This window comes from Streptomyces luteoverticillatus, from assembly GCF_003970715.1.
Classification (GTDB): domain Bacteria; phylum Actinomycetota; class Actinomycetes; order Streptomycetales; family Streptomycetaceae; genus Streptomyces; species Streptomyces abikoensis.
Genome location: NZ_CP034587.1, coordinates 5,935,227 through 5,957,721, shown reverse-complemented (window position 1 = coordinate 5,957,721; position 22,495 = coordinate 5,935,227). Strand labels below are relative to the sequence as shown.

Here is a 22,495-nt window from a genome sequence, read left to right as displayed (position 1 = left end):
CTCAGGCCTGACCGTCCGGACCCCCGTCCTGGGCGGTCGCGCCGTTCCCGACCGCGGGCCGGTGGGGGCTGGTCGCGCCCACGCGGCGGAGCCGCATATCGACACTGCCCCGCGCCCCTAGGGGCTCGCGCCTCTTACGGGGCCGCGCGCCTAGCGCGGCACGTACGCCGCGCGCCGCTCCGCGACGATGTCCGCGGGGGCCTTCTCCGGGGAGCCCGCGTCGAAGGGCGGCTGCGGGTCGTACTCGATCATCAGCTGGACGGTCTGGGCCGTCCGGTCGCCCGCGATCCGGCCGAGGAGCGCGAGGCCCATGTCGATGCCCGAAGAGACCCCGGCGGCGGTGACGTACTTGCCGTCGAAGACGACCCGCTGCCCCGTCGGCTCGGCGCCCAGGGAGCGCAACTGCTCCAGGTGGAGCCAGTGCGAGGTGGCCGGGCGGCCCGTCAGCAGCCCGGCGGAGGCCAGGATCACCGAGCCGGTGCACACCGACGTCGTCCAGGTGGTGTGGCGGTCCACGGCCGTCAGCCAGTCCCGCACGGGGCCGGGCTCGAGCGGCAGGAACCGGTCCGGACCGCCGGGGACGACGACGATGTCGGGACGCGGCACGTCCGCGAGGGAGCGCTCGGCGACGAGCGTGAGGTTGCCGCTCTCGTTGGGCACCGGCCCGGGCCGCTCGGCCACGAAGACGGTCTCCGCGCCCGGGAGGCGGCTGAGGGTGTCGTACGGGCCCACAGCGTCAAGTGCGGTGAAACCGGGATAAAGCAGGATGGCGATCTGCATGGCAAAGCCTTCTCTCGTACTCGAAGGAAATTGAAAGGGGATTGAAGGGGGATCGAAGGGAGGCGGTCAGACGGCGATCGGCTGAACCATGGTCATGGGCCGGAAGCGCCGCCGGTATTCGGCCGGTCCCGCCCCCAGGGCCCGGACGAAGGCCCGCCGCATCGCCTCGGGCGTGCCGTAGCCGCAGGCGCGGGAGACCTCCTCCACGCCCTGCCCGGTGTCCTCCAGCAGCCGCCTGGCGGCCTCCAGTCGCACCAGGTCGACGTAGCGCCCCGGCGTCATTCCCACCTCGTCCCGGAAGGCCCGGGCGAAGTGCCGGGGCGACAGGCCCGCGCGGTCCGCGAGCGCGTCCACCGACAGGTCGGCGGTCAGGTGCTCGACGATCCAGTGCTGGATGTCGCGGAGCGTCGGGCGTCCGGCCGTCTGGGCGGCGAGCGGGACGCTGAACTGCCGCTGGTTGCCGGGCCGGCGGAGGAAGACGACCAGGTGGCGGGCGATGGTGAGGGCCACCTTCCGGCCGTGGTCCTCCTCGACGACGGCGAGCGCCAGGTCGATGCCCGCCGTCACGCCGGCCGACGTGGCGACGCGGCCGTCGCGCACGAAGATGGGCTCGGGGTCCAGCAGCACGTCCGGGAAGCGCTCGGTGAACCGGTCGCAGTACGCCCAGTGGGTGGTCGCGCGCCGGCCGTCGAGCAGCCCGGCGGCGGCGACCAGGAACGCGCCGGTGCAGACGGAGAGCAGCCGCCCGGCCCGGGGGCCGTTGACGCGCAGCCAGGACACGATCCGGGGATCGGGTTCCAGGGCGCCCTCCCCGCCGGGGACGACGAGCAGGTCCGGCACGGCGCAGTCGGCGAGGGCCGCGTCGGGGGCGAGCCGCAGCCCGCTGGTGCTGCGGACCGGCTCGCCGTCGATCGTCGCGGTGCGCACCTCGTAGCCGCCCTCCGCGCCGCGCTCGGGCCGCACTCCGGCGAACACCTCGTGGGGGCCGGTGACATCGAGGGGCTGGATCCCCTCGAAGAGGACGATCAGCACCGTGCGGGTTCTCATGGCCTCCATGCTGGCCGCCCTCCCGTCATGGCCGCAATGACGGGTTCCCCACCTTTCCTGCCATGGGTGGCGACTGTGACCTTCACCCTTTCCTTCCGTACCAACCAGTACGTACGGTACGGGACATGACTTCTCTGCCCGTCGGCGCCGCCCGCCGCTGCCAAGCGTTCCTCAACCCCTTCCACTCGGCCCAGTACTTCTCCCCGGAGATCCAGCAGGAGGTGGGCGCCCTCGGCATCGGCGGCACCGAGAGCTTCGGCGCCGTCTATCTGGCGGGGCGCGCCGCCGCCTTCGGCCGGGTCGGACCGGGCCCGGTGACGGCCTCGTTCTTCAGCTTCAGCCACGAGCTGATCTCCCAGCACATCCCCGCCGTCTGGGACATCGCCTCCCCGAGGACATCCTGGCCGCGCGGCTGCGCGCCGCCGACGCCCAGCTGCGGCGGCTGCTCGGCGAGGAGACCGTGGCCTCCGCCGAGATGGCCGAGGCCGCCGAGCTCGCGCTGCGGGCCACCGAGGCGTGCGACCGGTCCATGCGCACCCTGTACGCGGCCCACGCCGACCTGCCCGTGCCGGACGCCCCGCACCTGGCGCTGTGGCACGCCACCACGCTGCTGCGCGAGTACCGCGGCGACGGCCACCTGATGGTCCTCGTCCAGGCCGGCATCGACCCGATCGAGGCGATCCTGACCCACTCCGCCACCGGCAAGGGCATGTCGCACAAGTGGCTGATGCGCACGCGTGGCTGGAGCGAGGACGACCTGGCCGCCGGCCGTGAGCGGCTGCTGGAGCGCGGGCTGCTGAACACGGACGGCACGCTGACGCAGGCCGGCGTGGACCTGCGCGAGGAGCTGGAGGACGCGACGGACCGCCTGGACCGCGCCCCCTACGAGCACCTGGGCGCCGCCGGTGTCGCGCGGCTGACCGAGCTGGCCCAGGGCTACACCACCACCCTGGTGCAGGGCGGCGCCTTCCCGTCCGACCTGCGGGGGTAGCCGCTCCGACCTGCGGAAACAGCCGGGCGCGCGGGCTCTGTCACCGATACCTGCCACAATGCGGATCGCGGCTCAGCGCGGCGGAACCGCCGCGGAACAGGGAAAGCGGAGCGTGATCGTGACGACGTCGACGTCGATCGAAGGCAGGATCGCCGAGGAGCTCGGCGTGCGGGAGCGGCAGGTGCGGGCCGCCGTCGAATTGCTCGACGGCGGGTCGACCGTGCCGTTCGTCGCGCGCTACCGCAAGGAGGCGACCGGGGCGCTCGACGACGCGCAGCTGCGCACCCTGGAGGAACGGCTGCGGTATCTGCGGGAGCTGGAGGACCGCCGGGCGGCGGTCCTCGAGTCCGTACGGTCGCAGGGCAAGCTCGACGAGGCGCTGGAGGCCCGGATCCGCGAGGCCGACTCCAAGGCCCGCCTGGAGGACATCTACCTGCCCTTCAAGCCCAAGCGGCGCACCAAGGCGCAGATCGCCCGCGAGGCCGGGCTGGAGCCGCTGGCCGACGGCCTGCTGCGCGACCCGGGCACGGACCCGTCGGCGGCGGCCGCCGCGTTCGTCGACGGGGACAAGGGCGTCGCGGACGCCGCCGCCGCGCTCGAGGGCGCCCGCGCCATCCTCACCGAGCGGTTCGGCGAGGACGCCGACCTGATCGGCGAGCTGCGCGAGCGCATGTGGTCGCGCGGGCGGGTGGCCGCGAAGGTGCGCGAGGGCAAGGAGGAGGCGGGCGCGAAGTTCGCCGACTACTTCGACTTCGCCGAACCCTTCACCGAGCTCCCCTCCCACCGGGTGCTGGCGATGCTGCGCGGCGAGAAGGAGGACGTCCTCGAGCTCACCCTGGAGCCGCAGGCCCCGGAGGAGTCCACCGAGGGTCCGAGCGCCTACGAGCAGATGATCGCCCGCCGCTTCGGGATCGCGGACCGGGGCCGCCCGGCGGACAAGTGGCTGGGCGACACCGTGCGCTGGGCCTGGCGCACCCGGATCGTGACCCACCTGGGCATCGACCTGCGGACGCGGCTGCGCCAGGCCGCCGAGGACGAGGCCGTCCGCGTCTTCGCGGCGAACCTGCGCGACCTGCTGCTCGCCGCCCCGGCCGGCACGCGCGCCACGATGGGCCTGGACCCGGGCTTCCGCACGGGCGTGAAGGTCGCCGTCGTGGACGCGACCGGCAAGGTCGCCGCGACGGAGACCATCTACCCCCACGTCCCGCAGAACAAGTGGGACGCCTCGCTGGCCACCTTGGCCCGGCTCGCCCGCGAGCACGGCGTGGAGCTCGTCGCGATCGGCAACGGCACGGCCTCCCGCGAGACCGACAAGCTGGCGGCCGACCTGATCGCCCGTCATCCCGAGCTGAAGCTGACGAAGGTGATGGTCTCCGAGGCCGGCGCCTCGGTCTACTCCGCGTCCGCGTTCGCCTCGCAGGAGCTGCCCGGCATGGACGTCTCCCTGCGCGGCGCGGTCTCCATCGCGCGCCGGCTGCAGGACCCGCTCGCCGAGCTGGTGAAGATCGACCCGAAGTCGATCGGCGTCGGCCAGTACCAGCACGACTTGTCCGAGCTGAAGCTGTCCCGTTCGCTGGACGCGGTCGTCGAGGACTGCGTCAACGGCGTCGGCGTCGACGTCAACACCGCCTCCGCGCCGCTGCTCTCCCGGGTCTCCGGCGTCAGCTCCGGCCTCGCCGAGAACATCGTCGCCCACCGCGACGCCAACGGCCCCTTCCGCTCCCGCAAGGCCCTCAAGGACGTGGCCCGCCTGGGCCCCAAGGCGTACGAGCAGTGCGCCGGCTTCCTCCGCATCCGCGGCGGCGACGACCCGCTGGACGCCTCCAGCGTCCACCCCGAGGCGTACCCCGTGGTGCGGACCATGGTGAAGGCGACGGGCGGCGACGTCGCCGCGCTCATCGGCAACACCGCGACGCTGCGCGCTCTGCGTCCCGAGGACTTCGTGAACGACTCCTTCGGCCTTCCGACGGTCACGGACATCCTCCGCGAGCTGGAGAAGCCGGGCCGCGACCCGCGGCCCGCGTTCAAAACAGCGGCCTTCAAGGAGGGCGTCGAGAAGATCGGCGACCTGACGCCGGGGATGCTGCTGGAGGGCGTCGTCACCAACGTCGCGGCCTTCGGCGCCTTCGTGGACGTGGGCGTCCACCAGGACGGCCTGGTGCACGTGTCGGCGATGTCGAAGACGTTCGTGAAGGACCCGCGCGACGTGGTCAAGCCGGGCGACATCGTGCGCGTGAAGGTGATGGACGTCGACATCCCGCGCAAGCGGATCTCGCTGACGCTCCGTCTGGACGACGAGGCGTCACCGGCCCGCGCCGCTGGCGGCGCGCCCCGCGAGCGGACGGAACGCGCGGAGCGCGGCGAGCGCGGGAGCGCTCCGCGCCGGGGCGGCACCCCGCGCCCCCGCCGGGCGGAGGGCGGCGGCCGCCCGGCCGCCACTCCCCCGGCCGACGGGGCGATGGCGGACGCGCTGCGGCGTGCGGGGCTGCTGGGCCCGAAGGGCCGGTAGCGGGGGCGCGCTCACACGTCGCGGCGCCTCACCACCAGCACGGCGAGCGCGACCGTGAGCAGCGGCCAGAGCGCGTAGACGATCCAGGAGCCGGAGACCGTGGCGGTGTACGCCAGGGACGCGGGATCCGGCTCCCAGGTCTCGATCAGGCGCTTCCAGGCGGCCGAGACCAGCGCGTGTTTGACGTCCGCCGACCAGCGGTCGCTCTCCGAGAACATGGTGGGCAGCATCAGCAGGACGAAGACGCCGGTGACCATGGTCGCGGCGGCGTGCCGGAGCAGAACGCCGAGGCCCAGGCCGACCAGCGCGCAGACCGGCGCCAGCAGCGCGGACGCCGCCACCGCCCGGAACACCCCGGGGTGGGTGATCGGCACGGCGGCGTGCCGTCCGGCCAGGAGGGTCTGGGAGACCAGGAAGGAGCCGAGGGAGGCGATCGTGCCGACCGCCGTCCACAGCGCGGCGGTGACGGCGGCCTTGGCCAGCACCACCGAGCCACGGGCGGGGACGGCCACGGTGGTGACGCGGATCAGGCCGCTGCCGTACTCGCTCACCACGCCGAGGGCGCCCATGCTGCTCGCGATGAGGATCAGCGTCCAGTAGCCGGCCGGTGGATAGGCGTCGTAGTGCCGGAAGCCGGCGGGGCCGGAGCCCGGGGCGTCGTCCGTCATCGTCGCCACGGCGGCGGAGCCGATGACGAACAGGACGGTGAGCGCGATCGTCCACGGCGTGGAGCGCAGGGACCGCGTCTTGATCCACTCGGCGGCGAACAGGTCGCGGAAACGGGCGGGCGGCCCGGCGGCGGAGGTGGTCCGGGGGGCGGGGGCGAGTGTCGTCATCGGGGCTGTCCTGCCTGGTATTCGGTGCTGCCGGCGGTGAGTTCCATGAAGGCCGACTCCAGCGAGGCGGTGCGGGTGGTCAGTTCGTCCAGCCGGATTCCCTTCTCGAAGGCGAGTGCCCCGATCCGGTCCGCCGGGAGCCCGGTGACGACGAGCCTCTCCGCACCGGCCGGTCCCTCCGGCTCGACCGAGGCGCCCGCCGCCGTCAGCGCGGCCGCCAGTTCCGCCGCCCTCGGCGTGCCCACCACGACGCCGCGCCGGGTGCCGCGCGCCGCGAAGTCCCGGAGCGGCTCGGCGGCGATGAGGCGGCCCCGGCCGATGACGACGAGGTCGTCGGCGGTGTTCTCCATCTCCGACATCAGATGGCTGGAGAGGAAGACCGTGCGCCCCTCGGCGGCCAGGCGCCGGAAGAGCCCGCGTACCCAGAGCACGCCCTCCGGGTCCATGCCGTTGACCGGCTCGTCGAACATGAGCACGGGCGGGTCTCCGAGGAGGGCGGTGGCGACGCCCAGCCGCTGTTTCATGCCGAGGGAGAAGCCGCCGATGCGGCGGTTCGCCGCCTCGGCCAGTCCCACCTCGTGCAGCACCTCGTCCACCCGGCGCCGTGGGATTCCGTTGCTCCGGGCCAGGGCGGACAGGTGGGCCGCGGCGCTGCGGCCGCCGTGGACCTGCCCGGCGTCGAGGAGGGCTCCGACATGCCGCAGCCCGCGCGGATGGCCGCGGAAGGGGACGCCGCCGACGGTGGCGGTGCCGGCGGTGGGCGCGTCCAGGCCGAGGATCATCCGCAGGGTGGTGGACTTGCCGGCTCCGTTGGGGCCGAGGAACCCGGTGACCCGGCCCGGCCGGACGGTGAAGGACAGCTGGTCGACGGCCGTCTTGCCGCCGTAGCGCTTGGTGAGCTCGTTGACTTCGATCACGGCACCGAGACTGCCGGGAGGGACCGCCTCCCGGCATGGGGCCACGGGCGGCAATCACCCGCCGGGCACTGGCCCGTGGGCGTACGTCCCCGGGCTGACGCCGCGCGGGTGACGGCCGGATAGTCTCGCGGCGTGAATCCGATCGAAACGAAGGCCGTGGCCTGGGCGGGGGCCGCCGCCTACCTCCTCATGACGGCCCTGCTGTTGGGGGCCGCGCCACGGGCGTCGGGCACGGTCCACGGCGTCGGGGCACTGCTCGCCGCGAGCCTGCTCACCGGCGTCGTGCGACGGCTGCCACCGGCCGCCCTCGCCCTGGCGCTCCTCGGATCCACGGCCGCCGTGGTGGGCCCCCCGAGCGCCGCCCACGCGATCCCTACGGCTTCGTACCAGGGCGAGTTCCTGGGGTACCTGGCGGTGGACCTCGTCCTGGGCATCGTCGTCGCCACCCGGACCCGCCGCGCCTCGGTCATCGCCGTGGCCGTGTCCTTCCTCGTGCAACTGCTGGTGATCGGCCTCTTCGCGCACGGGGACAACCTGTCCGTCAACGGGCTGATCGCCCTCCTGGCGATGGCCGCCTCCTGCGCGGCCGGCCTCCTCGTCCGTGAGCGCCGCGAGCACGCGGTGGCGCTGCGCTCGCGGGAGGTGGCCGAGGCCGTGACCGCCGAACGGCTGCGGATCGCACGGGAGCTCCACGACATGGTCGCGCACAGCGTCGGCGTCATCGCCATCCAGGCCGGTGTGGGCGGCCGGGTCATCGAGACCCGGCCCGAGGAGGCCCGCGAGGCGCTGCGCGCCATCGAGGCCACCAGCAGGGAGACCCTGTCGGGCCTGCGGCGCACACTGGTGTCGCTCCGTCAGGCCGACCGGGGCACGGCCGGCCCCGAGCGGTCGCCCGCGCCGGGACTGGCCGACATCGAACGGCTGGCGGCGGCGACCGGGGACGCGGGGGTACGCGTCGAGGTGCGCCGCGGCGGGAGCGGGCGCCCGCTGCCCGCCGACATCGATCTGTCCGCCTACCGCATCGTGCAGGAGGCGCTGACCAACGTGGTCCGCCACGCGGGCACCGGGAGTTGCCGGGTGACCATCGACCACGGCGACGAGGAACTGTCCGTGGAGGTCGTCGACGACGGGCGTGGCATCACCGGCGACGGCCCGGCCCACGGCTTCGGCATCGTCGGCATGCGCGAGCGGGTCGGCCTGCTGGGCGGCCGGCTCAACGTCGGCCCGCGCCCCGGAGGCGGCTTCCGGGTGGCGGCCCGGCTGCCGCTGCCCGCGCCCGGCGGCGTTCCGGTGAAGGTGGAGGCCCGGTGACCGTCAGGATCCTGCTCGCCGACGACCAGCCGCTGGTGCGGTCCGGACTGCGGCTGCTCATGGCCGACCAGCCCGACCTGGACGTCGTCGGCGAGGCCGCCACCGGAGCCGAAGCGGTCCGGCTCGCCGGCGAGCTCGAGCCCGACGTCGTGGTGATGGACATCAGGATGCCCGGTATGGACGGCATCGAGGCCACCCGTCTGATCACGGCCGGTCCCACGACGGCCCGCGTCCTGGTCCTGACCACCTTCGACGAGGACGACCACGTCCGCGGCGCCCTGCGGGCGGGCGCGAGCGGCTTCGTCGTCAAGGACATGGCGCTGGACGACATCCTCGCGGCGATCCGCGTCGTCGCCGCAGGCGACGCGCTGCTCGCACCCGGGGTGACGCGCCGTCTGATCGCGGACTTCGCCGGGCGCCCCGAGGCCGGGCCGCGGCGCCCGCCACGACCGGTCGAGGGCATCACCGAGCGGGAACGGGAGGTCCTGACCCTGGTCGGACGCGGCCGGTCGAACACCGAGATCGCGGAGGATCTCTTCATCACGGTGGCCACCGCCAAGTCGCACGTGTCACGGCTGCTCACCAAACTGGGCGCCCGGGACCGGGTCCAGCTCGTGATCACCGCCTATGAGGCGGGACTGGTGACCGCGCCTCGCTGACGGCCCATTCCTGCGCCCGACCGGATGAATGAGCGGCCTTCCCGGTGAGACCCACCCCGCCACCGGCCATCGATCACACGGGACGACGCGCGTCCGCGCCGTCGTCCCGTGTGACGTCCCGTCCTGACCCGACCAGGGGCGCCTACCGGAACCGGAAGAGGAGGCGGGCCCATGGACGGGTCGGACGGAGCGGCGGGGCGCAGCTACGCCGCTTGGCTGGTGGACGAGGTGTTCCCGGGGTACGGGACGCGGGAGGCCGTGGTGTACCGGGATCTCCGGATGACCTACGCCGAGCTTGCGGAAACGATTCGTCAGATGGCCGCCGGGTTCCGGTCGCTCGGCCTGGGGCCCGGCACCACCGTCGCCCTGGCCAGCGGGAACCGCGCCGAGGCGGTGTGCGTGCCGTTCGCGGCGCACCTGGTGGGGGCGCGGTTCCTGCCGATGCCGGTGGACCGGGGGCCGGCCGAGTACGCCAGCGTCGCGGCGAACGTTCCCGCCGACGTCCTCATCGTGGACGACCGGATCTCCGACACCTGCGCGCACGCCGTCACCAGCGCCTTCCCCGGCGCCCGCCTGTGGTCGCTGGGATCCCGCGGGCCGGCGCCGGACCTGATGGACGTCGTCCGGCGCGCCCACCCGGCCGGCGAGCCGCGGTGGGCGCACGCCGGGCAGGTGGAGACGGTGCTCTGCTCCGGCGGCACCACGGGCCTCACCAAAGCCATCCTCCACCGGCACCGGATGTACCGGACGATCCTGGCGAACCCGTTCCTCCCCGAGCCCGTGACGCTGCTGGTGACCAGCCAGATCGCCCACGTCGGCGGCCTGTACGCGCTGAGCGGCCTGGCCGGGGGCAGCACGCTCACGCTCGTCGACCGCTTCACCCCCGAGGCCGTGATCGAGGCGCTGACGAACGAGCCGATCACCGCCATGATGCTGATGCCGCCCATGCTGTACCGGCTGCTCGACCACCCGGGGCTGGCCGGCGTCGACTGCTCCCGGCTGCGCCGCGTCATGTACGGGGCCAGCCCGATCACCCCGGACCGGCTCCAGCAGGCCCTCGACCGGTTCGGGCCGGTGCTGTGGCAGCTCTACGCCCAGACCGAGGCGTTCGGCCTCACAGCGCTGGACTCCGCCGACCACCTCGTGGACGAGGGCAGACTGCTGCGTTCCGTCGGCCGCTCCTTCCCCGACATGGAGACGGAGGTCCGCGACGAGCAGGGCCGGCCCCTGCCGCCGGGAGAGGTCGGCGAGATCTGCGCGCGCGGGCCGCGCGTCATGGAGGGCTACCTCAACCAGCCGGAGGCCACCGCCGCCGCGTTCCACCCGGACGGCTGGCTGCGCACCGGCGATCTCGGCTACCGGGACGAGGAGGGCTACTTCTTCCTCATGGACCGGCGCAACGACGTGATCATCACGGGCGAGGCCGGGTCCACCATCTACTCGCCGCTCGTGGAGAACGCGCTGACCACCCATCCGGCGGTGCGGGCCGCCGCGGTGATCCCGGTGCCGCACCCGCTGTACGGGCAGGCCGTGCACGCCGTCGTCGTCACCGCTCCCGGGGCGCGTGTGGAGCTCGACGAGCTGCGCAAGTGCGTGCTGGCCGAGCTGGAGCGGCCCGTCTATCTGCCCGCGAGCTTCGAGTTCGTCGACGCGCTGCCGCTGACCCCCATCGGCAAGGTCGACAAGACCGCCCTGCGCGCGCCCTACTGGGCGGGCCACCAGGGGCTGCTCCACGGGGACACGACGGCGCGGGCGGAGTCCGCGAACTGATCAGCGAGCAGGCCGATCGTCGGCGGGCCGGGTGAAGGCGACGGTGGCCAGGGTCTCGGTGCTGGTGCTGTAGCCGATGACGTCGCCGCCGGTGGCGCGCTGCGCGCGGATGGCGTTGCCCCCGTAGCCGTCGGGGGTGACGAACAGGCCCCAGACCGGCGTCCAGTCCTCGGTCTCCCCCGTCACCGGGTCCACGACCGGCTCCGGCCGGGGCACGACCCGGCGCTGTACGACGAACCCGCCGTCGGCGGCGTCGCGCAGCACGTCGCGCCACTCCCGTTCCGGGCAGGCCCAGCCCGCGACGACGCCCGAGCCCGCGAAGCCCCGGCAGGGCTTGAGGATCAGCCGTTCGCGCTCCTCGACGCACCGGTCGACCAGCTGTGCGGTCAGCAGCCTGGTCCACGGCAGGATCCGTTCGGCCGCCCGCCGCTCGCGCGCGGACAGCACGGCGTCGCACCGGGGGTCGGACAGCAGGGCGAGGGCGCCCTTGTTGGTGAACAGGGCGCTGTCCAGCCCGGTCCACAGGACAGCCGTCCCCTTCTCGTCGGCGCGGGTGATCGCGGCGAGGCCGTCCTCGTGCCCGATGGTGTCGTCGACGGTGAAGAAGCGCAGCACCACGTCGACGCGGGCCGTGCCGACGAACAGCTTCCCGCCGTCGCCCCGCACGTCGCCCAGCTCGCCGAGGACGACGTCCAGCCCCTGGCCCTCCAGCACCGCGACGGTGGGGGCGACCGGCCGCCGGTACCGGGGCAGCGCCCCCGGCGCGAACACCAGGGCCACCACGGGGGACGGGCGCGGCGCCACGGCCCGCAGCGTCGCGGCCACGCGTTCGGCGGTCCGTACGTGCCGCAGCGCGTACCGCTCGGCGAAGGCGGCGAAGGCGGGCACGGCTTCCAGGGAGCGGGGCAGTTCGCCCAGTTCGAAGCCGCCCACCCCACCGGCGATGTTGAACTCCAGCAGCGCGAAGCGGCCGTGCTCGTCGCGGTAGAGGTCGGCCCGGCCGAAGCGGTCGGCGGGCCGCCCGGCGTGGGCGTGGCGCCGCAGCAGCGGGGCCATGCGGGGCTCGCCGCCCAGGGCCGCCCAGTACCGTTCGACGTCGCCGTCGAAGAGCCGGTCGGGCAGGGAGACGAGGACGTCGAAGAGGGCCAGCAGGTCGTCCACCGCCGCCCGCAGCTCCGGTTCGCCGGCGAACAGCGGCCGGGCCAGCAGCCGGGCGTCGCGCAGACAGCCCGGCAGCTCGGCCTCGGCGACGGCCCGGCTCAGCCCGCTCCCGTCGGCGCGGCACAGTTCGGCGCGGCACAGTTCCACGTAGCGCGCGGTCACCTCGTCCATGAACGGCTCTCCCACCGGTCGGCGTCACCGTTCGTCTTCGGCAGGAAGCCCGCGCCACGTGAGCGGCCGACGCTAGGCGGGCAGCAGTCCGCCCTCCGCCAACCGTCGGCGGACCTCGGCGACGGCCTCCTCGGACAGCGGCCGCTGGGGCGCGGCCGTCGCCGCGCAGTCGATGACGCCGAGCGCGCGCAGCGCGGCCTTGAAGCCGCCGAGCGCGGCGGCGCCGCCGCTCATCGTGGCGGTGTCCCCCGCGTCGACGAGGGCGAACAGCGCCGCGAGCCGGTCCTGCTCGGCCGCCGCCTCCGGCCAGCGCCCGGCCCGCGCGTGGTCGTACAGCCGGACGTACCCGGCCGGGTCGACGTTGCCCAGCCCGGGGACGACGCCGTGCGCGCCCGCCAGCAGGGCGGCGTCCACGGCGAGCTCGGAGCCGGTGAGCGCGGCGAAGGTGCCGTCGAGGCCGCGTTCGCGCAGTGCGACCAGCAGGCGGCGGAAGGCGCCCAGGTCGCCGCTGCTGTCCTTGAGGCCGGCGAGGGTGCCGTCCTCGGCGAGCCGGAGGAGGACGGGCGCGGTGAGCTTGCCGTGGACGTGCTGGGGGATGTCGTAGGCGATCAGCGGGAGGCCGACGGCGGCCCGGATCCGGCGGAAGTGGTCGGCGGTCTCGGCGGGGTGGGTCCCGGCGTAGAAGGGCGCGGTGGCGACGAGCGCGTCGGCGCCGTGGGCGGCGGCGGCCAGCGCCCGGTCGACGACGCGGGCCGTGGCCGTGTCGATCACGCCTGCCAGCACGGGCACCCGTCCGGCCACGGTTTCGACGGTGATCCGCAGTACCTCGTCGCGCTGGGCGTCGCTCAGGAAGGCGGCCTCGCCGCTGGTGCCGAGGGCGAACACCGCGTGGACCCCGGCGTCCAGCAGGTGTTCGACGAGGGAGACGAGGGAGCGGACGTCCACGTCGCCACTGGGTGTGAGGGGGGTGCAGAGCGGAGGGACGACGCCGGTCAGGGGTACGGGCAGGTGCGTCACGCGGTACAGCATTCCGTCCCGGCCCGCGCTGTCAAGACGGCGTGGCCGTCTCCACCAGGTCGGCCGCCGCCAGGGCGCAGCCCCAGGAGACGGTGATGCCCGCCCCGCCGTGGCCGTAGTTGTGGACGAGCCGGCCGCCGCCCGGCAGGGGTTCGGCCTCCAGGCGGACGCGCGGGCGGGCCGGGCGCAGGCCCACGCGGTGGCCGAGGACGCGGGCCCGGGCCAGCCGGGGGAAGACGCGGGAGCAGCGGCTGATGATGGCCCGGGCGGTGCGGGGCGAGGGGTCCCGGTCCCAGGCGTGTTCCTGGGCGGTGCCGCCGAGGACGGCGCCGTAGGGCTGGGGGAAGACGTAGACGGTGTCGGCCCCGGCGTCGTCGGCGGCGGTGAACCACTCGTCGATGCCGGGGTTCTCGACCACGACGAGCTGGCCCCGCACCGGGTGCACCGAGGGGTCGGGGACGAGGTCGCGGGCGCCCAGGCCGGTGCAGTTGACGACGACGGGCGCCGAGCGGGCGGCCTGGGCGAGCGAGTCGACCGGGCGGACGGCGACGGTGCCGCCCGCCGCGCGGAGCCGCCGGGTCAGGTAGTCGAGATGCGTGGTCATGTCCAGCAGCGGCAGGCGGACGCGTACCCCGCGGTCGAAGCCGCGCGGCAATTCGCCCGCGCCGGCGGCGCGCAGCCCCGGCACCCGGGCCGCCCACGCGCCGAGCTCGCCGGGGGCCTGGCCGGCGTGGGTGCCCTCGGCCAGGCGCACCCCGGTCCGTTCCGGCCGCCCGGCCAGGCCGGTCATGACCGCGAGCGAGGCGAGCGCCCAGTCGCCGGCCCGGTCGCGCGGCTCGATCCGGTAGGGCCACCACAGGCCCCCGGCCACCGCCGAGGTGGTCTCCGAGGACGGCGAACGCGTCCACACCTCGACGCGCCGGCCCCGCTCCGCCAGGACGACCGCGCTGGTCAGGCCGATGACGCCGGCACCGATCACGATCACATCGCTTGCCATGCGCCGACGGTACCGGCGAACTCCCCAGCGCCGGGCGGGAAGTGGCAGACCCGGGGAATGAACGGGCGGGTCGGTGCGCTGTCGCATAGGAGATCATCCAGCAGGGTCGATCTTGGAATAAGCCAACCGACAGGGGGATCCGAGATGGCGGACGCGGAAGCGAAGCGGGTCGCGGGGCTGGTCGCCGCGCAGGAGAAGGCGATCGCGTTGTTCGCCGAGGTGGAGGCGCGCGGGATCGTGGTCCCGGGGCGCGGGGAGCGCGAGGTGAGCGATCACATCCGGGACCTCGCGAACGAGATGTTCGGCACCACCAAGCACTGGCACAAGCGGATCGTCCGCTCCGGCCCCAACTCCCTGCTGCCCTACCGGGAGAACCCGCCGGACCGGATCATCGGCGAGGACGACGTCGCGTTCGCCGACTTCGGCCCGATCTTCGAGGAGTACGAGGCCGACTTCGGGCGCACCTACGTCTTCGGTCAGGACCCCGACAAGCACCGTCTCCTGGCCGATCTCCCCCGCGTCTTCGACGCCGGCCGCGCCGCCTTCCGGGCCGACGAGGCCATCACCGGCGCCGTCCTGTACGAGACGGTCGAGAAGCTCGCCGCCGAGGCCGGCTGGGAGATCGGCATCTGGCACACCGGCCACCTGGTCGGCGAGTTCCCCCACGAGACCAACGACGGGGCCAAGACGGAGTCCTACATCACTCCCGACAACCACAACCCCCTGCGCCGCGTCGACCGGTCCGGGCGGCCCTGCCACTGGATCCTCGAACTCCACTTCGTCGACCGCGACAAGGGCTTCGGCGGTTTTTACGAGCAGCTCCTGGACCTGGCCTGACGGCCGCCACCGCCGCCCGCAGGGCGCCGGGCCGGTTCGGCCCGGCGCCTGCCACCGCATAGAGTCGGTGCCCTTATGAGTGCCACCCTCGTCGTCAAGGATCTCGCCGCCGGACACGGCGACCGCACGCTCTTCTCCGGGCTCGACCTCGTCGTCGCCCCCGGGGACGTCATCGGGCTCGTCGGGGCCAACGGGGCGGGGAAGTCCACCCTGCTGCGGATGCTCGCGGGCCTCGCCACGCCCGAGCACGGCTCGCTGCGGCTCAGCCCGCCCACCGCGACCGTCGGCCACCTTCCGCAGGAGCCCGAGCGGCGCGAGGGCGAGTCCGTCCGGGCGTTCCTCGCCCGCCGTACCGGGGTCGCCGCCGCGCAGACCGCTCTCGACGCCGCCACGCAGGCCCTCGTCGACGGGGCGCCCGGCGCGGACGACGCCTACTCCGTCGCACTGGAGCGCTGGCTGGACCTGGGCGGCGCGGACCTCGACGAGCGGGCCGAGGAGGTCGCCGCCTCGCTCGGCCTGGCCATCGGCCTGGACCGGCCCATGACCGGCCTCTCCGGCGGGCAGGCCGCCCGCGCCGGTCTCGCGTCCCTGCTGCTCAGCCGCTACGACGTCTTCCTGCTGGACGAGCCCACCAACGACCTCGACCTGGACGGCCTGGAGCGGCTGGAGTCGTTCGTCACGAGCCTGCGCGCCGGCACGGTCCTGGTCAGCCACGACCGGGAGTTCCTGACCCGCACGGTCGACAAGGTGCTGGAGCTCGACCACGCCCAGCAGCAGGTGAACCTCTACGGCGGTGGTTACGCGGCCTATCTGGAGGAGCGCGCGACCGCCCGCAGGCACGCCCGCGAGGCGTACGACGAGTACGCCGACACCAGGGCGGGGCTGGAGGCGCGGGCGCGCACCCAGCGGAACTGGATGGAGAAGGGCGTCCGCAACGCCCGCCGCAAGGCCACCGACAACGACAAGATCGGCCGCAAGCTGCGCGCCGAGTCGACCGAGAAGCAGGCCGCCAAGGCCCGTCAGACCGAGCGGCTCATCGAGCGGCTGGAGGTGGTGGAGGAGCCCCGCAAGGAGTGGGAGCTGCGGATGGAGATCGCCGCCGCGCCCCGCTCGGGCGCGGTCGTGGCGACGCTGCGCGGGGCGGTCGCCCGGCGCGGGCCGTTCGCCCTCGGTCCGGTGGACCTCCAGATCGACTGGGCCGACCGGGTCGCCATCACCGGCGCCAACGGCTCCGGGAAGTCCACGCTGCTCGCCGCCCTCCTCGGCCGGCTGCCCCTGGACGAGGGCGGCGCCGCGCTGGGTCCGGGGGTGGTCGTGGGCGAGGTGGACCAGGCCCGGGCGCTGTTCTTCGGCGAGGAGACGCTGCTGGCGGCGTTCGGCGCGGAGGTCCCGGAGCTCGCCCCGGCGGACGTCCGGACGCTGCTGGCCAAGTTCGGCCTCAAGGCGGAGCACGTGCTGCGCCCGGCCGTGACGCTCTCCCCGGGTGAGCGCACCCGCGCGGCGCTGGCCCTGCTCCAGGCGCGCGGGGTGAACCTGCTCGTCCTCGACGAGCCCACCAACCACCTCGACCTGCCGGCCATCGAACAGCTGGAGTCGGCGCTGGCCTCGTACACCGGCACGCTGCTGCTGGTCACCCACGACCGGCGGATGCTGGACGCGGTCCACACCACGCGGCGGCTGGAGGTCGCGGACGGACGGGTGAGCGAGCGCTGAGCGAATCCGGGGCGGGAACCGGGCGGGCGCTGTCCGGAAGCTGTGGGAAGGCTGTGTGCGAGCTGGGCGAACGGGTGATGCCGGGCCCGAAAAGAAACCCAGCGTAAGGCCAACACTTCCCCAAGAGATCCCCATGGCGTCAGTGCTGTTTGACCATTGAATCAGCGGTGATACCCCGGGTACGGCAGTGATTTTGAAGCGTTGATGGGGTTACTCAGGGTCCGTTCGATTTACGGAACGTTGGGAACCGGCATACGAACCCCTCGTCGGCCCGTGTCGTCTGTGGATGCGGACGTCGTCCTGTGACGTCCGTGCCACCCACGTCGAATAGAGGCGTACCGACCGATGTCATCGACCCTCCCAGGACCCGCGTCCGTATCCACGGGCGCCACCGCGGACAGGGCGCGCTACCGGAGCGCCCCGCCGCACCCGGAGCGCACGCTGCTCGACGTGTTCGATTCCACCGCGGCCGCGCATCCCGACGCCCTCGCCCTGGACACCGGCGCCGAGACCCTGACCTACCGGGCGCTGACCGCCGAGGTCGCCGCCCGCGCCGACCGGCTGCGCCGGGCCGGCGCCGGGCCGGGCGACCGGATCGGCGTCCGCGTGCCCTCGGGCACCGCCGAGCTGTACCTGGCGATCCTCGCCGTCCTCCGCTGCGGCGCCGCCTACGTGCCCGTCGACGCCGACGACCCCGACGAGCGGGCCGCCACCGTCTTCCGCGAGGCCGGGGTCTGCCTGGTCATCACCGCCGACACCCTGCTGCCGGGCCCCGCCCCCGCCACCGGCCCGGGCCGTCCGCCGCTGCCCGACGACGACGCCTGGATCATCTTCACCTCCGGCTCCACGGGCGCGCCCAAGGGCGTCGCCGTCAGCCACCGCAGCGCCGCCGCCTTCGCCGACGCCGAGGCCGGTCTCTTCCTCAAGGACTGCCCGCTCGGCCCCGGCGACCGCGTCCTGGCCGGGCTGTCCGTGGCCTTCGACGCCTCCTGCGAGGAGATGTGGCTGGCCTGGCGGCACGGCGCCTGCCTGGTGCCCGCCCCCCGCTCCCTCGTCCGCGCCGGCCACGAGCTCGGCCCCTGGCTCGTCGAACGCGGCATCACCGTCGTCTCCACCGTGCCCACGCTCGCCGCGCTGTGGCCGCCGGAGTCCCTGGACCGGGTGCGGCTGCTGATCGTCGGCGGCGAGGCCTGCCCCGCCGAGCTCGTCGACCGCTTCGCCGTGCCCGGCCGCGAGATGTGGAACACCTACGGGCCCACCGAGACCACCGTCGTCGCCTGCGCGGCCCGGATGCACCCCGGCGAGCCCGTGCGCATCGGACTGCCGCTGGACGGCTGGGAGCTGGCCGTCGTCGACGCGGCGGGCGAGCCCGTGCCCTGGGGCGCCGAGGGCGAGCTGGTCGTCGCCGGCGTCGGCGTCGCCCGCTACCTCGACCCCGTCAAGGACGCCGACCGCTACCGCCCGTCGGCCGCCCTGGAGACCCCCCGCGCCTACCGCACCGGCGACCTCGTCCGCGCCGACCCCGAGGGCCTGGTCTTCGCCGGGCGCGCCGACGACCAGATCAAGATCGGCGGGCGGCGGCTGGAGCTCGGCGAGATCGACGCCGCGCTCAGCGCCCTGCCCGGCGTGCTGGGCGCCGCCGCGGCCGTCCGCACCACCCCGGCCGGCGGGCGGCTGCTCGCCGGCTACGTGGTGCCCGGCCCCGACTACGACCGTGAGCTGGCGAGAAAGCTGCTGGCGGAACGGCTGCCCGCCGCGCTGGTGCCCGTCCTGGGCGAGGTCGCCGAGCTGCCCACCCGTACCTCCGGCAAGGTCGACCGCGACGCCCTGCCCTGGCCGCTGCCCACCACCGGCGACGACGGGGCGGAGGGCGGGCCGCTCACGGGGACCGCCGCCCGGCTCGCCGACCTCTGGGAGGAGCTCCTCGGCACCCGGCCCTCCGCCGGCTCCGACTTCGTCTCCCTGGGCGGCACCAGCCTGGCCGCCGCGAAGATGGCCTCCGCGCTGCGCGAGCACTACCCCGGCGTCTCCGTCGCCGCCCTCTACCGCCACCCCGTGCTCCGCGACATGGCCGCCCACCTCGACTCCCTCGCCCCGCAGGAGGCCGTGCGGCGCGAGGTCCGGCCCGTGCGCCGCCGCATGGGCGCGGCCCAGATCGTGGTGCAGACCGCGCTGTTCGGCGTGGCCGGGCTGCGCGGGCTCGTGGGCCTGGCCGCCGCCGACAACGTCCTGGGGCTGCTGGCCCCCGAGTCCTGGGCCCCCCACACCTCCTGGTGGCTGGTGGTCACCGGATGGCTGATCCTGTTCAGCGCCCCCTCCCGCTTCCTGCTGGGCGCGGCCGCCGCACGCGTGCTCACCCGGGGCATCGCCCCGGGCGCGTATCCGCGCGGCGGCCGGGTCCACCTGCGGCTGTGGGCCGCCGAACGCACCGTCGCCGCCTTCGGCGTCCCCGCCCTGCTCGGCACGCCCTGGGCCACCTGGTACGCCCGCGCCCTGGGCTGCGCGGCGGGCCGGAACGTCTCCCTCCACGCCATGCCGCCGGTCACGGGCCTCGCCGAGTTCGGCGACGGCTGCGGCGTCGAGCCGGAGGCCGACCTCGCGGGCTGGTGGCTCGACGGCGAGACGCTGCGCGTCGGCGCGCTCTCCATCGGCGCCGGCGCCCGCGTCGGCCACCGCACCATGCTGATGCCGGGCGCCTCCCTCGGCGCGGGCGCCACCCTCGAGGGCGGCGGCTGCCTCGACGGCCACATCCCGCCCGGCCAGACCTGGGAGGGCTCCCCGGCCCGCCCGGTGGCGGTTCCGCCCGCGGGGACGCCTGCCGCTGGGCTCACGGACGCCGGGCCCCACCCCGCGCGCAGCGCCCACGTCCCCGGGGCGCGGCGCTCCGACGACGCCGGGCGCGGCGCCCGGACCACCGCGCGGCACCGTCGCTCGCGCCGGTGGTCCCTCGCCTACGCGCTGTCCCTCGCCGGGATGCCGCTGCTGCCGCTGCTGGCCTCGCTGCCCGCGCTCGTCGGCTCGTACTACCTGATCAAGGGTTGTGCCACCCTCACCACCGCCGGGCTGTGGCTGCTGGCCGCCGTTCCGGCGTTCACCTTCGTCACCACCATCTGCTGGATGCTGCTCCTCGCCCTGGTCGTGCGGATCCTCGGCCGTGGCATCACCCCGGGCAGCCACCCCGCCGACGGCGGCGTCGCCTGGCGGGTCTGGGTCGTCACCCGGCTCCTCGACGGCGCCCGCGCCGGTCTGTTCCCGCTCTACGCGAGCCTGGCCACCCCCGGCTGGCTGCGCCTGCTGGGCGCGCGGATCGGCCGGCGGGCCGAGATCTCCACGGTGCTGCCGCTGCCGTCGCTGCTCACCGTCGACGAGGGCGCGTTCCTCGCGGACGACACCCTCGTCGCCCCGTTCGAGCTCCACGCCGGCCGGATGCGGCTGGGCCGCGTCCGCATCGGGCGCCGGGCGTTCGTCGGCAACTCCGGCATCGTCGGCCCCGGCCGGAACGTCCCCGACCACGGCCTGATCGGTGTGCTGTCCGACGCCCCCGCGCACAGCGAGCCCGGCAGCTCCTGGCTGGGCCGCCCGGCGATGCCGCTGCCGCGCGTCGCGTCCACCGGTGACAGCGGCCGCACCTTCGAGCCGCCCCGGCGGCTGATGACGGCCCGCGCGGCCGTCGAACTGTGCCGGGTGCTGCCGCTGATGTGCGGCCTCGCGCTCGCCGAGGCCGTGCTGCTGATCGAGCAGGACGCCCTGGACGACCACGGCCTCGGCTTCGCCGCGCTCATCGCCCCGCCGCTGCTGCTGGCCGCCGGCATCGTGGCCGCGCTCACCGCGACCGCCGCCAAGTGGCTGCTCATGGGCCGCTTCAAGGCCGGTGAGCACCCCCTGTGGAGCTCCTTCGTGTGGCGCAACGAGCTCTACGACACCTTCGTGGAGTCCCTCGCCGTGCCGTGGCTGGCCGGTCCCTTCACCGGCACGCCGGTCCTCAACTGGTGGCTGCGCAGCCTCGGCGTGCGCGTCGGGCGCGGCGTGTGGTGCGACACCCACTGGCTGCCGGAGACCGACCTGATCTCCCTCGGCGACGGCGCCACCGTCAACCGCGGCTGTGTCCTCCAGACGCACCTGTTCCACGACCGGATCATGCGCATGGACCGCGTCGAGCTCGGCGCGGGCGCCTCGATCGGCCCGCACGGCATCGTGCTGCCGGGCAGCACGGTCGGCGAGCACGCGGCCATCGGCCCGTCCTCCCTCGTCATGCGGGGCGAGACGGTGCCCGCCGGGACCCACTGGGCGGGCAACCCCATCGCCGGGGCGACACCCCAGCTCGTGGGCTCGGCATGAGCCTCCGGGACCGCTTCGCGTGCAGCCGCCGCGGCCTCCTCACGGCCGCGGCGGCGCTCCCGCTGGGCGCCGCCGCGCTCTGCGTCGGTGGCGACAGCCGCCGCGTGGGAGCCGTGCCGGGCTACTTCCCCCGGCACGGCTCCCACGGCCACCGCACCCTCGCCTACGACCTGCGGCTCGGCTACGACCCCGGCCGGGCCTGGCTGGACGGCCACGCCCGGATCCACGCCGTCTCCAACGACCGTACGCGCGTGGTGGCGCTGGACCTGGCCCGGCTGGCGGTGCGCTCGGCGCACCTCGACGGGGAGCCCGTCGCGGTCCAGCGCCGCGACGGCAAGCTGCTCCTCACCACCGCCCGGACCCTCGCGCCCGGGCAGGCGTTCGTGATGGACGTCCGCTACGCGGGCCGGCCGAAGCCCGTCACCACGCCCTTCGGCGGCGTCGGCTGGGACCGCACCGGGGACGACCACGACGGGACGCTCGTCGCCTCCCAGCCCGTGGGCGCCCCCTCCTGGTTCCCCTGCAACGACCGCCCCGACGACAAGGCCGCGTACACCTTCACCGTCACCGTGCCCAAGGGCCACCACGCGCTGGCCAACGGCACGCTGCGCGAGCACATGCCCGTCGGCGACGGCTCGAAGGAGCGCTGGACGTACCACCACCCCGGCCCGATGTCGTCCTACCTCGCCGCCCTCTACACCGGCCGCTTCACCCACGAGGAGCGCGGCGGGGTGCGCAACGCCTACCCGCCCCACCTGGCCGAGCGGGCCCGTCACGACCTGGCCCGCCAGCCGGAGATGCTGCGCGCCTTCGCCGGGCTCTTCGGCGACTACCCCTTCGAGTCCTACGGGGCGGTCGTCGTCGACGCGGAGCTGGCGGCGCCGGTGGAGAACCAGACGCTGTCCGTCTTCGGCGGCAACCACATGGACGGGCGGCGCGGCTGGGAGACGCTCGTGGCCCACGAGATCGCCCACCAGTGGTACGGCAACAGCGTCGGCCTGGCCGACTGGCGGCACATCTGGCTCAACGAGGGCTTCGCCACGTACGCGGAGTGGCTGTGGTCGGAGCACCTCGACGAGGACGACGCCGACACCCTCGCCCGGCAGGCGTGGCAGGACCTCTCGGGCCGCCGGCAGAACCTCCGCATCGCCGATCCGGGCCGGCGCAGCCTCTTCGACGACCGGGTGTACGTCCGGGGGGCGTGCACGCTCCACGCGCTGCGGCTGGCCGTGGGGGACGAGGACTTCTTCCGCGTCCTGCGCACCTGGCACGACGCCCACCGGGGAGGCAGCGCGGACACCCCGGCTTTCCTCGCCCACGCCGGGAAAGTGACGGGCGGTGACGTGGCGGCGGTGCTCCACCCATGGCTCTACGACAAGCGCCTGCCGGACTTCCCGGCGTGAGCGCCACGGGATCGGAGATCATCTACCTCACAGATCCC

The 22,495-nt window shown here is 74.7% G+C and carries 15 protein-coding genes and 1 pseudogene; 9 read left to right on the top strand and 7 right to left on the bottom strand.

The genetic code is table 11. From position 1 onward, the window contains the following. Positions 1-150: 150 nt before the first annotated feature. Positions 151-780 (bottom strand): DJ-1/PfpI family protein, encoded by a 630-nt coding sequence (locus tag EKH77_RS26535; protein ID WP_126916801.1) that lies wholly within the window; start codon positions 778-780, stop codon positions 151-153. A 66-nt stretch (positions 781-846) separates the two neighbouring features. After that, positions 847-1,827 carry a GlxA family transcriptional regulator gene (locus tag EKH77_RS26530; protein WP_126916800.1) on the bottom strand — a complete coding sequence of 327 codons (981 nt, stop codon included), beginning with the start codon at positions 1,825-1,827 and terminating at the stop codon, positions 847-849. Positions 1,828-1,952: 125 nt separating this feature from the next. Between EKH77_RS26530 and EKH77_RS26525 the strand changes: the two are divergent. Continuing rightward, positions 1,953-2,818: pseudogene (locus EKH77_RS26525) on the top strand (SCO6745 family protein). Positions 2,819-2,936: 118 nt separating this feature from the next. Then, on the top strand, positions 2,937-5,327 hold the full coding sequence (locus tag EKH77_RS26520; protein WP_430981012.1) for a Tex family protein: 2,391 nt from the start codon (positions 2,937-2,939) through the stop codon (positions 5,325-5,327). Positions 5,328-5,338: 11 nt separating this feature from the next. On the opposite strand, the gene EKH77_RS26515 is transcribed toward EKH77_RS26520, so the two are convergent. Continuing rightward, positions 5,339-6,163, bottom strand: a complete 825-nt coding sequence (locus EKH77_RS26515; RefSeq protein WP_126916798.1) for an ABC transporter permease — start codon at positions 6,161-6,163, stop codon at positions 5,339-5,341. Further along, positions 6,160-7,080 carry an ABC transporter ATP-binding protein gene (locus EKH77_RS26510; RefSeq protein ID WP_126916797.1) on the bottom strand — a complete coding sequence of 307 codons (921 nt, stop codon included), beginning with the start codon at positions 7,078-7,080 and terminating at the stop codon, positions 6,160-6,162. Before EKH77_RS26510 ends, EKH77_RS26515 begins: the two co-directional genes overlap by 4 nt. Positions 7,081-7,212: 132 nt before the next feature. Here EKH77_RS26510 and EKH77_RS26505 point away from each other — a divergent pair, with 132 nt between their 5' ends. The 3 genes from EKH77_RS26505 (at position 7,213) to EKH77_RS26495 (ending at position 10,820) form a co-directional block, all read left to right on the top strand. Further along, on the top strand, positions 7,213-8,391 hold the full coding sequence (locus EKH77_RS26505; RefSeq protein ID WP_240667543.1) for a sensor histidine kinase: 1,179 nt from the start codon (positions 7,213-7,215) through the stop codon (positions 8,389-8,391). Next, complete coding sequence (locus EKH77_RS26500) at positions 8,388-9,050, top strand: response regulator (RefSeq protein ID WP_126916796.1); 663 nt, start codon at positions 8,388-8,390, stop codon at positions 9,048-9,050. Before EKH77_RS26505 ends, EKH77_RS26500 begins: the two co-directional genes overlap by 4 nt. A 171-nt stretch (positions 9,051-9,221) precedes the next feature. Next, complete coding sequence (locus tag EKH77_RS26495) at positions 9,222-10,820, top strand: AMP-binding protein (protein WP_126916795.1); 1,599 nt, start codon at positions 9,222-9,224, stop codon at positions 10,818-10,820. On the opposite strand, the gene EKH77_RS26490 is transcribed toward EKH77_RS26495, so the two are convergent. The 3 genes from EKH77_RS26490 to EKH77_RS26480 all read right to left on the bottom strand — a co-directional run bounded on the left by EKH77_RS26490 (position 10,821) and on the right by EKH77_RS26480 (position 14,166). After that, positions 10,821-12,152: a hypothetical protein gene (locus EKH77_RS26490; protein WP_126916794.1), complete on the bottom strand. Its 1,332-nt coding sequence runs from the start codon at positions 12,150-12,152 to the stop codon at positions 10,821-10,823. It lies immediately after the preceding gene. A gap of 72 nt (positions 12,153-12,224) precedes the next feature. Beyond that, positions 12,225-13,169: a dihydrodipicolinate synthase family protein gene (locus EKH77_RS26485; protein ID WP_430981011.1), complete on the bottom strand. Its 945-nt coding sequence runs from the start codon at positions 13,167-13,169 to the stop codon at positions 12,225-12,227. A gap of 31 nt (positions 13,170-13,200) precedes the next feature. After that, the gene (locus EKH77_RS26480; RefSeq protein WP_126916792.1) at positions 13,201-14,166 is read right to left on the bottom strand and encodes an FAD-dependent oxidoreductase; all 966 of its coding nucleotides are present in this window, start codon (positions 14,164-14,166) and stop codon (positions 13,201-13,203) included. Between the two features lie 144 nt (positions 14,167-14,310). Here EKH77_RS26480 and EKH77_RS26475 point away from each other — a divergent pair, with 144 nt between their 5' ends. From EKH77_RS26475 to EKH77_RS26460, 4 genes are all read left to right on the top strand, one after another. Next, a complete protein-coding gene (locus EKH77_RS26475) occupies positions 14,311-15,003 on the top strand; it encodes a M24 family metallopeptidase (RefSeq protein ID WP_126916791.1) in 693 nt (230 codons plus the stop codon). Between the two features lie 75 nt (positions 15,004-15,078). Further along, complete coding sequence (locus EKH77_RS26470; protein ID WP_126916790.1) at positions 15,079-16,716, top strand: ABC-F family ATP-binding cassette domain-containing protein; 1,638 nt, start codon at positions 15,079-15,081, stop codon at positions 16,714-16,716. Between the two features lie 345 nt (positions 16,717-17,061). Further along, the gene (locus EKH77_RS26465) at positions 17,062-21,054 is read left to right on the top strand and encodes a Pls/PosA family non-ribosomal peptide synthetase (RefSeq protein WP_126916789.1); all 3,993 of its coding nucleotides are present in this window, start codon (positions 17,062-17,064) and stop codon (positions 21,052-21,054) included. Continuing rightward, positions 21,051-22,457, top strand: coding sequence for a M1 family metallopeptidase (locus EKH77_RS26460; RefSeq protein WP_126916788.1), 1,407 nt, complete (start codon positions 21,051-21,053; stop codon positions 22,455-22,457). The genes EKH77_RS26465 and EKH77_RS26460 overlap by 4 nt, the downstream gene beginning before the upstream one ends. Positions 22,458-22,495: the final 38 nt, after the last annotated feature.

Excerpts from the sequence above, each read along its gene's own strand:
- EKH77_RS26535 (WP_126916801.1), bottom strand. The coding sequence starts at position 780 with ATGCAGATCGCCATCCTGCTTTATCCCGGTTTCACCGCACTTGACGCT.
- EKH77_RS26530 (WP_126916800.1), bottom strand. The coding sequence starts at position 1,827 with ATGAGAACCCGCACGGTGCTGATCGTCCTCTTCGAGGGGATCCAGCCC.
- EKH77_RS26515 (WP_126916798.1), bottom strand. The coding sequence starts at position 6,163 with ATGACGACACTCGCCCCCGCCCCCCGGACCACCTCCGCCGCCGGGCCG.
- EKH77_RS26495 (WP_126916795.1), top strand. The coding sequence starts at position 9,222 with ATGGACGGGTCGGACGGAGCGGCGGGGCGCAGCTACGCCGCTTGGCTG.
- EKH77_RS26490 (WP_126916794.1), bottom strand. The coding sequence starts at position 12,152 with ATGGACGAGGTGACCGCGCGCTACGTGGAACTGTGCCGCGCCGAACTG.
- EKH77_RS26480 (WP_126916792.1), bottom strand. The coding sequence starts at position 14,166 with ATGGCAAGCGATGTGATCGTGATCGGTGCCGGCGTCATCGGCCTGACC.
- EKH77_RS26475 (WP_126916791.1), top strand. The coding sequence starts at position 14,311 with ATGGCGGACGCGGAAGCGAAGCGGGTCGCGGGGCTGGTCGCCGCGCAG.
- EKH77_RS26470 (WP_126916790.1), top strand. The coding sequence starts at position 15,079 with ATGAGTGCCACCCTCGTCGTCAAGGATCTCGCCGCCGGACACGGCGAC.
- EKH77_RS26465 (WP_126916789.1), top strand. The coding sequence starts at position 17,062 with ATGTCATCGACCCTCCCAGGACCCGCGTCCGTATCCACGGGCGCCACC.
- EKH77_RS26460 (WP_126916788.1), top strand. The coding sequence starts at position 21,051 with ATGAGCCTCCGGGACCGCTTCGCGTGCAGCCGCCGCGGCCTCCTCACG.